Annotated in this window: 12 protein-coding genes; 5 read left to right on the top strand and 7 right to left on the bottom strand. The window is 68.8% G+C overall.

Translation table 11 applies throughout. The annotated features are described in order from the left end of the window. Positions 1–382 (top strand): carbohydrate-binding protein (locus tag CHC08_RS39475; RefSeq protein WP_143653541.1); only part of this gene is annotated, 382 nt, incomplete at its 5' end. Positions 383–582: 200 nt separating this feature from the next. Here CHC08_RS39475 and CHC08_RS39470 read toward each other — a convergent pair. Further along, positions 583–1536 (bottom strand): zinc-binding dehydrogenase, encoded by a 954-nt coding sequence (locus CHC08_RS39470; protein ID WP_089212502.1) that lies wholly within the window; start codon positions 1534–1536, stop codon positions 583–585. A gap of 410 nt (positions 1537–1946) precedes the next feature. Here CHC08_RS39470 and CHC08_RS39465 point away from each other — a divergent pair, with 410 nt between their 5' ends. Beyond that, entirely contained in the window at positions 1947–2654 is a 708-nt protein-coding gene (locus CHC08_RS39465) for a M15 family metallopeptidase (protein WP_089212501.1), read from the top strand. A 72-nt stretch (positions 2655–2726) separates the two neighbouring features. On the opposite strand, the gene CHC08_RS39460 is transcribed toward CHC08_RS39465, so the two are convergent. The 5 genes from CHC08_RS39460 to CHC08_RS39440 form a co-directional block, all read right to left on the bottom strand. Then, the gene (locus CHC08_RS39460) at positions 2727–3404 is read right to left on the bottom strand and encodes a hypothetical protein (protein ID WP_218825705.1); all 678 of its coding nucleotides are present in this window, start codon (positions 3402–3404) and stop codon (positions 2727–2729) included. Positions 3405–3576: 172 nt separating this feature from the next. Next, positions 3577–4017, bottom strand: coding sequence for an anthrone oxygenase family protein (locus tag CHC08_RS39455; RefSeq protein WP_218825704.1), 441 nt, complete (start codon positions 4015–4017; stop codon positions 3577–3579). Next, positions 4014–4652 (bottom strand): TetR/AcrR family transcriptional regulator, encoded by a 639-nt coding sequence (locus tag CHC08_RS39450; RefSeq protein WP_089212500.1) that lies wholly within the window; start codon positions 4650–4652, stop codon positions 4014–4016. The genes CHC08_RS39455 and CHC08_RS39450 overlap by 4 nt, the downstream gene beginning before the upstream one ends. Further along, the gene (locus CHC08_RS39445; RefSeq protein ID WP_089212499.1) at positions 4649–5098 is read right to left on the bottom strand and encodes a nitroreductase/quinone reductase family protein; all 450 of its coding nucleotides are present in this window, start codon (positions 5096–5098) and stop codon (positions 4649–4651) included. Before CHC08_RS39445 ends, CHC08_RS39450 begins: the two co-directional genes overlap by 4 nt. After that, positions 5098–5496, bottom strand: coding sequence for a hypothetical protein (locus CHC08_RS39440; RefSeq protein WP_089212498.1), 399 nt, complete (start codon positions 5494–5496; stop codon positions 5098–5100). The genes CHC08_RS39445 and CHC08_RS39440 overlap by 1 nt, the downstream gene beginning before the upstream one ends. Before the next feature lie 542 nt (positions 5497–6038). Here CHC08_RS39440 and CHC08_RS39435 point away from each other — a divergent pair. Continuing rightward, on the top strand, positions 6039–6695 hold the full coding sequence (locus CHC08_RS39435) for a L,D-transpeptidase family protein (protein ID WP_179282477.1): 657 nt from the start codon (positions 6039–6041) through the stop codon (positions 6693–6695). A gap of 34 nt (positions 6696–6729) precedes the next feature. After that, the gene (locus CHC08_RS39430; RefSeq protein WP_420823606.1) at positions 6730–7851 is read left to right on the top strand and encodes a zinc-dependent alcohol dehydrogenase family protein; all 1122 of its coding nucleotides are present in this window, start codon (positions 6730–6732) and stop codon (positions 7849–7851) included. A gap of 187 nt (positions 7852–8038) precedes the next feature. On the opposite strand, the gene CHC08_RS39425 is transcribed toward CHC08_RS39430, so the two are convergent. Further along, positions 8039–8785 (bottom strand): phosphotransferase family protein, encoded by a 747-nt coding sequence (locus CHC08_RS39425; RefSeq protein WP_089212496.1) that lies wholly within the window; start codon positions 8783–8785, stop codon positions 8039–8041. 300 nt (positions 8786–9085) lie between these two features. Between CHC08_RS39425 and CHC08_RS39420 the strand changes: the two genes are divergently transcribed. Continuing rightward, on the top strand, positions 9086–10174 hold the full coding sequence (locus CHC08_RS39420; RefSeq protein ID WP_143653540.1) for a DUF6461 domain-containing protein: 1089 nt from the start codon (positions 9086–9088) through the stop codon (positions 10172–10174). Positions 10175–10197 lie beyond the last annotated feature (23 nt).

Below are 10197 nucleotides of genomic sequence, written 5' to 3'. Positions count from 1 at the left end.
CACCCAGACCGTCGAGGGTGAGGCCTACACCTCCAACTCCGGCGTACAGCCCGCCGACCACGGACCCGCCAGCGGCGGCAAGACCGTCGGCTACATCGAAAACGGAGACTGGGCCGGCTACTCCACCGTCAACACCTCCGGCGCCACCGCCTTCAGCGCCCGCATCTCCTCCGCCGGATCCGGCGGCACCATCCAAATCCGATCAGGATCAGCCACCGGAACCCTCCTCGGCTCGGTCACCGTACCGATCACCGGCAACTGGGACACCTTCCAGAACGTCTCCACCACCCTGACCGGCTCCGCCACAGGAAACCTCTTCCTCGTCTTCACCGGCGGCAGCGGCAACCTGTTCGACATTGACACCTTCACCATCACCAAATAGTCGACGACGATCCGACTAATCCGGCCTCCCGGTGCGGCGAGCCCCCCGTCGCCGCACCGGGTCACCGGAATCACATCTAAATAACGGCGAATATCCCTAAAAACACCAGATCACCGTAAACACCCCAAATTGGTCGCGATATCCCCGGGTCGCCGGCCCATCAAAATGACATCGAGTCACCGGAATGACGCCGGGACTCCTCATCGCACCTTCAGCAGGGTTTTACCCACGGTGGTCCGCGCCTGCATGGCCGCGTGCGCCTCGGCCGCCCGATCCAGCGGGAACCGCTGCCCGATCACCGGCCGCAGCCGGCCGGCCGCCGCCTCGGCCAGCGCCCTCTCCGTCAGCGAGCGCATCTTCTCCGGCGTCGTCACCGGCCGCACCAGCGTCACTCCACGGTCCGCAGCGGCCTCGTCGGAGATGTTCGCCCACTCCCCGCTCGCGAGCCCGAAACTGATCATCCGCCCACCCAGGCCGAGCAACTCGAACGCCGACCGGCCGATGGCGCCGCCAACCCCGTCGAAAACGACGTCCACCTCGTCCACAACCTCGCGCACCCGCTCCGTCCAGCCCGGCTCCCGATAGTCGACCGCCACCTCGGCACCCAGGTCGCGTGCCAGCCCGACCTTGCGCGTGCCACCGGCCGCCGCGACGACCTCGGCACCGGCCGCCCGCGCGAGCTGGACCAGCAGGGTGCCCACCCCGCCCGCGGCCGCCTCGACCAGCACCCTTTCCCCGCCGCGCAGATCGACCGCCCCGGCCATCAGCATCGCCGTACGCCCATCCGCCAGCAGGGCCACCGCACTGTCGAGGTCCATACCGTCCGGCACCTCGAAGATTCCGCCGGCATCCACGACGGCGAGTTCGGCGTAGCCGCCCGAACCCCCGGTGCCACTGACCACCCTCCTGCCGATCAGCCCCCGGTCCGCCTCCGTACCGACCGACGTGACCACACCGCCGACGCCGTTGCCCGGGATCACCGGCAACTCCACCTTGAACGGCCCGGCACCCGCGCGGATCTGGGTCTCCACGAAGGTGATGTTGGCGAACGCCACCTCGATCAGCACCTGCCCCGGTCCGGCCACCGGATCCGGGGTGTCCTCCGCGACGAGCACCTCCGGCCCGCCGAATTCCCTCAACCACACCGCGCGCATGAGATCCCTTCAGGTCGGCTCCAACTCCGCGGCCAAGCCTGCAACCTCGACCCAACTTGAGGTCAAGCCCAGGGCTCTTCTCGTTCAGCCTCCTCATCCGGAGCGGGTCCAGCCGGCAGCCGGTGGCGCCCCGCTCGTTCTCCGGCATCCTCCGGTTATGACGGGCCGGCGCTTCGTTCGTCCTCCGGTTATGACGGGCCGGCGCTTCGTTCGTCCTCCGGCTGGGACGAGCCGGTGTGGAGCCGCGTCTCGCTGTCCTCCGGCTACGACGGGCCGACGTGACCTCGGGGCGGTTCCCGACTCCTGCCCGGAGCCCGCCCGCCCGGGAAAGGCAATTTCTCGCAAAGAATCGTTGACCGGTTGATCCGATCGATTAGGGCAGGCATCCAGAGAGTGCCTAACCTGGGGAAATGGCATTCATCCCACGCCGCAGACCGGCCGCGGCGGCACTCGTCCTGCTCAGCGTGACCGCCGTCGCCATGACGACGGCTGCGGCGTCTCCGTCGCCGACCCCTTCTCCGGGCACGTCCTCTCCGGGCGCATCGCAGGCGTTCACCGCCAAGGTGACGCCGGTCTCGCCGGACCAGCTGCGCCATTCCTGGCGCCGCGGGTGTCCGGTGCAACCCGCCGACCTCAGGATGATCACTATGACCTACTGGGGTTTCGACGGCGCGCCCCACACCGGAGAGCTGGTGATCAACAAATCGGTGGCCGACCAGGTCGTCTCGGTTTTCAGGAAGCTGTACGGTCAGCGCTTCCCCATCCGGCAGATGCGGTCGGTGGAGGTCTACAAGGGCAGCGACGCCGCCTCGATGAAGGCGGACAACACCTCGGGCTTCAACTGCCGACGCGTCGGGACCAGCGGCAGCTGGTCGCAACACGCCTACGGCCTGGCGATCGACATCAATACCCGAGAAAATCCCTACATCCACCCCTATCCAGGCGGAACCCTCGAACCCCCGAACGCGAAGGACTACGTTCGGCGGCCCCTGGACCGGCCAGGGGTCATCAACCCCGGCGACGCCGTGGTGCGCGCGTTCAAGAAGATCGGCTGGGGCTGGGGCGGATCCTGGTCGACCGAGAAGGACTACCAGCACTTCTCCCAGAACGGACGATGATCCACAGGCATTGACGATTGCTCTGTCCTCCTGGCCCTCAGACCCTGTCGTGGAGGGGCCCTCGTCGACCGGTCAGCTCACCTCGTGCGACAACGAGGCCGGGTTCAGGCGGATCAGGGTGACGCCGTACGCGATGATCCAGGCAACCCACATCAGCCAGCCGACGAGGCCGAGAAGACCGAGGGGGCCGGTGTGGTCGATGACCAGGGGGGTGAGGGTGGCCGAGCCGAACAGCAGCGCGGCCGATACCAGCCCCAGGGTGCCATGCCACGGCCGGATGAGACCGGCGCGCAGGCCGGCGACGGACAGGCCGATGAGGGCGAGTGCCAGGAAGGTGCCGTTGAGGGTGAACAGCGCGTCGTGCAGGGCCCACAGTCCCCCGGCTGTGGCGCTGTCGCGCGCGGCCGTCGACGTGAGCGCGAGGCGGGTCGCGATGACCGCGGCGAAGGTGGCGTTCTGCAGGGCCAGGCCGGTGAATCCGAACAGTGACCACGCTTCGCCCCGGCCGCGTTCGAAGCGCCGCAGCGCGGAGACCGCGCCCGCGCCGAACAAGGTGGCCAGTAGCCAGGCGGAGGGAGTGAGCGCGGACGCGATGGCCACGATATCGCCCTCGGTGCCGAAGAACGCGTTGACCTCGCCGATCTCGGCGCCGGTGAGCGGCAGGCCGGCGGGCATCATGATCGCGTTGGCGAGGACGATCGTGATGGCGAAGCCAATGGCGGCGATGCCGGTGATTCGAGAGAAGCCCATGGCTGCCTCCATATTCGTGTTTGACGTGGTAGGGGCGAACGCATGCCCTGAATTGCCACATGTGGCGGCAATGGGCTGTGGTGCCGACGGGGCCGGTACGGCGCGCTGGAACGTGGTGGGGCGGTCTTCAAGCAGATCCGAACGTGCGCTCGTGGCTGCCGTGGCGCGCTGATCAGACGGTGCCTGCCGCGCAGACCAGGACAAAACCGATCAGCAGCAGCCAGGAGCGCACGCCCTGGAAGAACTCCCAGCGGCGGCGGGTCCGTTCCCATCCGGCGGGCGGGTTCGCCGGGTCCCAGCGTCCGGTGGCGATGTTGATCGGGACGTTGACGGCGACGGTGAACCCGACCGCGACGGCGAACGCGACCACCGCGGCCCAGGCGAGCCACCCGAGCCCGCTGCCCTCGATCGCGACGGCCACCGCGAGCACCACGCACAGCGTCATCCCGACCGGCATGACCCGCCCGAACGTCTTGAGCAGGCCCTTCTCGACGGTGATGCGTTCGGTGCCGGGCAGGTGGCGCAGCACAGGATGGACGAAGGCATAGGAGCCGAACTCGGAACAGGCGACAAAACCGGTGACGGCCAGCGTGACGAAGACGAGCAGGTTCACGGCGACTCCGCGGGTAGTGGCCCCGGCGGCGACGCTGCTCGCACAGCGGTCAACGCCGTCTCGATCAGGGCATCGGGCTCGGGCCATGGCATGTCGGGTTTGGTGATGCGCAGGTCGATGGCGCCGTGCAGGGAAGCCCACAGCTCGGTGGCCAGCACGAACGCCGCACCACGGCCGGCGGGTGACAGGCACGCGCTGACCGCGTCGACCAGTACCTTGTAGGAGGCCGCGCCGGGATGCGCGGCGCCGGGCTCGAGCCCCAGCCCGGCCGGGCCCGCGTTCATGGCGCTGAACAGCACCCGATAGTGCCCCGGTTGCTCCAGACCGCTCCGGACGTACGCCCTGGCGATCGCCTCGAGCCGCGCGACGGGGTCGCCGGCAGCGGCCACGGCGGCGCTTTCGAGCTGCTCGGTGAACTCGGCGAACCGCTCGGCGACGACAACGCGCAGCAACGCCTCCTTGTCCGGGAAGTGCCGGTATACCGAGGGTGCGGTGACGCCTGCGGCGGCGGCGACGGCCCGCATGGTGAGCGCGTCGGTGTCGCCGAGCTGCGCCAGCAGGTCGGTGGCCACCCGGACCACCACTTCACGCAGCTCGTGCCCGGTGCCACGGCGCCTGCGATGCGTTGCGGTCATGGGGTGATCGTCTCGCCGTCCAGCAGCACGCGGACCAGAACCCGGCCGCTCGCGATAGCCGCGTGTACGTCCGCGGTGTCCGGGGTGCCGTCCGCGCCGACCCGGACCCGCGCCCAGCGCCCGTACGCGCGATGGTCACGCACGAGTGCGGTGAGCGCCTCGGCCACAACAGTGGGCTCGCACACCGCCTCGGCCACCGCCGCGACCCGGCGGCCCCGCAGCCGCAGCTCCACCGGCACCCCGCCGTCGAAGTTGCGCCACCACCCCCTCTCCGTGGTGATCAGCAGCTCGCGGTCACGCTGGAGGTAGTTGACGGGGGTGACGTAGCGGGCGCCGCTGCGGCGCCCGGTGAAGCTCAGCAGGAGACTCCTGCGGCTCATCACCGGGTGCAGCGGTGAGGACAGGATCGCGGCCGGGATCCAGTTGCGCAGCGAGGGAGTGGCCATCAGACGACACCGCCGGGGCGCGGCACACCCAGCCGCCGTCCCATCTCGTCGGCCAGCGCTTGCAACGCCGCGAGCGGCCGGACGAACACCGTGAGGTCCGAGATCCGCTCGTCCCGATCCTGGCGGGCGACGAGCAGCCCGTCGGCCCGGCCGGGGTGGCCCGCGACCTGGGCGCCGAACATCAGAACCGAGGTGTCGCCGATGCCCCCGATGATCGCCGACACCTCGATGTCGTGCAGCACTCCATCGAGCACAGCCCCGATGACGTGGGGCGCGGCACCGACCCCCTCGATCGGCTCGTCGTGCACCGCGACCCGCAGGGTGACGTCCTCGGCCAGCACCACGGACACGGCAGCGGCGTCCTCCGCGGCGAGTGCCCGTCCCAGCTGATCCAACATCGCTCCCCCTCAAAGTAGGTAACGATAGTTATAGTAACGTGCGTTAGCATACTTTTACAGCCCCATTGCCGCCCCCGTTCGACCGAATGGACGCCACCAACCGGGATCTGTATGGAGTTGAGATCAGAGGGATTCGCCTGCGCGTTGGTCTCCGAGGATGCCCGCGAACAGGAAAAGGGGCTGCGCCAAAGGCGCAAAACCCCAAGACGGCGAAGGCGGCGGAGCCGGCGGTTACGACGGCGGCGCGGAATACGGTTGACGGCAGCCAAGCTGGGCCGTTCTCGGGGTGGGCGGGCCGATGCCACCGCATGGCGTGGCCGAACACGCCCGATACGAACTGCGGCCGATGTTCACCGTATGGCGTGGCCGGGCAACGCCTGACATGAGCGATTCTCCGGCCCATATCGGCCCTGAGCTGCGCCGCGACCGCCCCCCGGGGAACGGCGGCGCACACCGAGCACATCTCTCCCCTGGATAGCCTGACCTGTATGAACACCGCCAATCAGGGAGCGCCTACGGACACGAGAACGACTTCCGTACGCGTGAGTGCCGTTCTGCTGGCACTCGTCATGATCTTCAGCGGAGCCGCCGTGGCCCGTGCCGTTTCCGCGTCCGCGTCCGCTCTACCGCCCGCGTCGCAGGGACGGCAGCTCATCACCGTGACGGCCGACTCCTACCAGAAGACCACCGCCACGTTGATCGCCTACACCGCTGAGGGCGACCGCTGGGTGAAGACGTACGGGCCGTGGACCGCAAACGTCGGCAAGAGCGGCATCGCCCCGCCGGGCCAGAAGCGGGAGGGCGACGGGCGCACCCCGTCCGGGACGTACGGATTCGACTTCATGTTCGGGGTCAAGCCCGACCCCGGTGTGAAGTTCCCCTACCGGCAGGCATTCTCCTACGACAAGTGGAACGACGACTCCGCCAGTCCCCTTTACAACAAGTGGGTGGACTCCCGCCACGCCGATCCGGGGGTCGCTCCCGAGAACATGGTGACCCTCCCGGCCTACAACTACGGCGCCGTGATCGCCTACAACACCAAGGAACACACGCCCCACCTGGGTAGCGCGATCTTCCTTCACATCAGCAACGGCGGGCCCACCACCGGCTGCGTCAGCCTGCCGGTCGACAAGCTCCTGCAGGTTCTGCGCTGGATGGATCCGAAGCACTCCCCGCAGATAGACATCAGCGTCGCCTGACGCGGGAGCGACGACTCATCCGCGGAGGTTCATCATGACCATGAACGAACGCCCGGCGACACCCGCAGACCCGGATGCCCGGGACGTGCGAAGCCCTCGGCCCACGCCGTATCCGCTGCGGCCCACGATCCCCGACGAGATGGATGCCTGGGTGGTCGCACGGCCCGGGCCGATCTCCTCCGGGCCTCTGGAACCGGTCCGGCTCCCGGTTCCCGCGCCGGGCCCCGGAGAGGTGCTGGTAGAGGTCGAGGCGTGCGGCGTCTGCCGTACCGATCTCCACCTCGCCGAGGGCGACCTGCCTCCGCGACGCCCGCGCACCGTGCCCGGCCACGAGGTCGTGGGCCGGATGGCCGCCGCCGCTCCTGGTTCGGTACGGTTCGCGCCGGGCAACCGCGTCGGCGTGGCATGGCTCCGCTCGACCTGCGGGCACTGTCGTTACTGCCGCAGGGGCGCGGAGAATCTCTGTCCCTTCTCCACCTACACCGGCTGGGACGCCGACGGCGGCTACGCCGAATACCTGGTCGTCCCCGAGGAGTACGCCTACCCCCTTCCCGAGGAGGCTCCCGCCGAGAAGCTGGCTCCGCTGCTGTGTGCCGGGATCATCGGATATCGCGCTCTGCTCCGCTGTGACCTGCCGCCGGGCGGGCGGCTGGGCATCTACGGCTTCGGCGGCTCGGCCCACCTGACCGCGCAGGTCGCCATCGCCCAGGGCGCGACCGTGCACGTTTACACCCGGTCCGCCGGGGCCCGGGAACTGGCGAGAACGCTGGGCGCGGCCTCGGCGGGCAACGACACGGACGCCCCACCCGGATCGCTGGACGCCGCGATCCTGTTCGCCCCGGTGGGCGAGCTGGTCCCGGTCGCGCTGGCCGCCCTCGACCGAGGTGGAACGCTCGCGATCGCGGGCATCCACCTCAGCGATGTTCCCCCGCTGAACTACCAGCGTCATCTGTTCCAGGAGCGGACGCTGCGCAGTGTCACCGCCAACACCCGCGCCGACGGCCGGGCCTTCCTGGACCTCACCTCGGCCCATCCGCCACGGGTGACGACCAAGCCCTACCCCTTCGCCGCCGCGGACCAAGCGCTGGACGACCTGGCCGCCGGCCGCTTCGAAGGCGCCGCCGTACTCATCGGCCGGCGTGAAGCCCCGGCCTGACCAACCGATCCGACCGGTCATGGCATCCGCGACATCCACCACGCGTTCGTCACCCTCGGTTGCGCCGTCATCTGCCGGCGACGACTCCGCATCGCACTCTGTCGGGAGTAAGGGCAGGCGATGCGCACCAGGGGATGGCCTGCCCGATGCGTCAGAACGCACTCACAGCGGTGCGGCCCGCGCAGCCTCACATCCGGGATCTCAGCACGTCGACCTCACAGCCCGGCGCGAACGGGTCGAAGCCGTGCTCGACGAGCCAGCGAACCCCCAGCAGGCTTCGCAACGACCACCACGCGCGGATCACATCGAGGTCGACGTCGGTGCCGTAGCCGGCGACGACGTCGCCCAGATGCTCCTCGTGTCCGAGCGTCAAGGTGGCGAGGTCGAACAGGGCATCACCCTGGCCCGCCTCGGACCAGTCGATGATGCCGGTGATCCCGTCGCCGTCGACGAACACGTGAGCGATCTGCAGGTCGCCATGCGTGAACACCGGAGTCCACGGCCGAAGCGCGGCCTCGGCGACCCGGCGGTTGCGGGTGACCAGGTCGGCGGGCAGGACGCCGTTCGTCACGAGCCACTCGCACTCGCCGTCGAGATCCGCCGCCAACTCGTCGAGGCCCCGGCCAGCCCCGCCGGGCCGGGGCGGCAGCGGCGCGTCGTGCAACCTCCGGATGGCGGCGCCCGCCGCGGCCCATGCCGCCGGGGACGCGGTCGACGGCTCGCCGAGGCGGCCGAGCGCCGTCCCCGGGACCGCGGCGATCGCGAGCACGGGCGGCTTGTGCCACAGGACCTTCGGGGTCGGGACCGGCGCCACGGCCATCGCCTCGACCTCGACGTCGATGCGCGCCTGATCGGCGTCCACCTTCAGGAACACGTCACCGACGCGCAGGGTCGCGCGCTCGGAATGGGCGACGACGACCTTGACCTCATCCATGGCGACCAGTATCCCGGGATGACCGTCCACGTCACCGGGTTTATCGCATGCGATTGCGCGGCTGACCGCGTCCCGCCGGTATGACACCCCGACAGGAGTCGGTCACGCGCGGCTGTCGGGCCAATGACGATGAGACCCCACCCTGGTCCGCTCTCCCACAGGTGACCGGTACGCGCGGTGGCCGAGTATCTTGATGCCTCGAATGTAGCAACCGGCGCATCCTATCTGTAGTGATGAAATCCGACAGGCCAAACAATTGCAGCGGTCGGCGAGCATCCTTCTCGATGGCAAGCTTCCCCCATGAACGCTGACGCGGAATCCCATTATCAAAGCCTCCTCGGATCGGGCTTCCTGGGAGATGACATGTGCATCACCTGGTGCCGAGGAAAAAGTGCAGATGAAGTGGCCCGCCTTTTCGGCGGTGAGCCGGTCGATGCCGAGCTCAAGACGCTGGACGAGGCTTTCGACGAGGCGTCGGAGGCGGACAAGGACGAGGACGACGACGAGGCGGTTCGACCTCCGGTCATCCTGATAGGAGAGCTGGGCGAGTGGACGGTCGTCCTTGAACCCTACGGAGGTCAAGGCGTCAGACCATTGGTATTACAGACGCTGTCGGAAGGCGGCGGCCGAGCGCTGAGCTTCAAATGGACCGTCAATCTCGACACCATCTTCTTCTATGCGGTGAACGGCCTGAGGATAGCCGGTTTCGACCTGCTGGATCCGCCGGCGCGGCCGGGCGGCGACGCCGACGAGATAGAGGAATTGGTGGAGGACCTGCCCAAGTCGCTGGAATCAGGGCTGATCCTCGCCGAGCGCATCACGGGTCAGAGGTTGGACTCCGCGTGGTTGTCGCGCCGTCATCGGCGGATGTTCATGGTGAATCCGATCCGTCACGCCCGGCCTTGGCTGCTGGAGGCGGCATTCGGTCATCCCATGCTCGACTCCGCCGAACTGCGCCCTCTCGTGGCCACCGCTCCGACACCCGACCGGCTGCCGTTCATCATCGCCTCGGCGTTGGACATCGCCATGCGCGAGAACGCGCCGCAGGACATCTCGGACGACCCCGTCGTCGCCGAGGCGATGGCCGCGCTGCGGGATCGTCCCGGGGCCGCGGAATGCGAGCGGCTGAACGGGCGGTTGACCGAGGTCGCCCACCGGTTCCGCGCTCAGACGACCGATGGCGTCCGAGACCCGCTGGCGAGGATGGATCAGTTCAGCACGCTCAACGCCTTGGCTGCGGCCTTCATCCCTGATCTGGCCACGGCCGCCTTCCAGACGGTCAGGGCCGTACGGCAGTTGCGGTGGCTCGACGTTGAGACCCGTTTACGCCTGTCGGTGCTCGCCGGGTGCGTGCACTTCATCAGGAAGAGCACCGGAGCGATTTCCTGAGGGTGTGGTGCCCGGGATGGAGC

Source organism: Streptosporangium subroseum (assembly GCF_900188345.1).
Classification (GTDB): Bacteria; Actinomycetota; Actinomycetes; order Streptosporangiales; family Streptosporangiaceae; genus Streptosporangium; species Streptosporangium subroseum.
This window is presented reverse-complemented; position numbering and strand designations above follow the sequence as displayed.

What these genes read in the sequence shown, in the direction of transcription:
- CHC08_RS39420 (WP_143653540.1), top strand. Translation starts at nt 9,086, where the DNA reads ATGAACGCTGACGCGGAATCCCATTATCAAAGCCTCCTCGGATCGGGC.
- CHC08_RS39460 (WP_218825705.1), bottom strand. Translation starts at nt 3,404, where the DNA reads ATGGGCTTCTCTCGAATCACCGGCATCGCCGCCATTGGCTTCGCCATC.
- CHC08_RS39470 (WP_089212502.1), bottom strand. Translation starts at nt 1,536, where the DNA reads ATGCGCGCGGTGTGGTTGAGGGAATTCGGCGGGCCGGAGGTGCTCGTC.
- CHC08_RS39445 (WP_089212499.1), bottom strand. Translation starts at nt 5,098, where the DNA reads ATGGCCACTCCCTCGCTGCGCAACTGGATCCCGGCCGCGATCCTGTCC.
- CHC08_RS39440 (WP_089212498.1), bottom strand. Translation starts at nt 5,496, where the DNA reads ATGTTGGATCAGCTGGGACGGGCACTCGCCGCGGAGGACGCCGCTGCC.
- CHC08_RS39450 (WP_089212500.1), bottom strand. Translation starts at nt 4,652, where the DNA reads ATGACCGCAACGCATCGCAGGCGCCGTGGCACCGGGCACGAGCTGCGT.
- CHC08_RS39465 (WP_089212501.1), top strand. Translation starts at nt 1,947, where the DNA reads ATGGCATTCATCCCACGCCGCAGACCGGCCGCGGCGGCACTCGTCCTG.
- CHC08_RS39430 (WP_420823606.1), top strand. Translation starts at nt 6,730, where the DNA reads ATGACCATGAACGAACGCCCGGCGACACCCGCAGACCCGGATGCCCGG.
- CHC08_RS39425 (WP_089212496.1), bottom strand. Translation starts at nt 8,785, where the DNA reads ATGGATGAGGTCAAGGTCGTCGTCGCCCATTCCGAGCGCGCGACCCTG.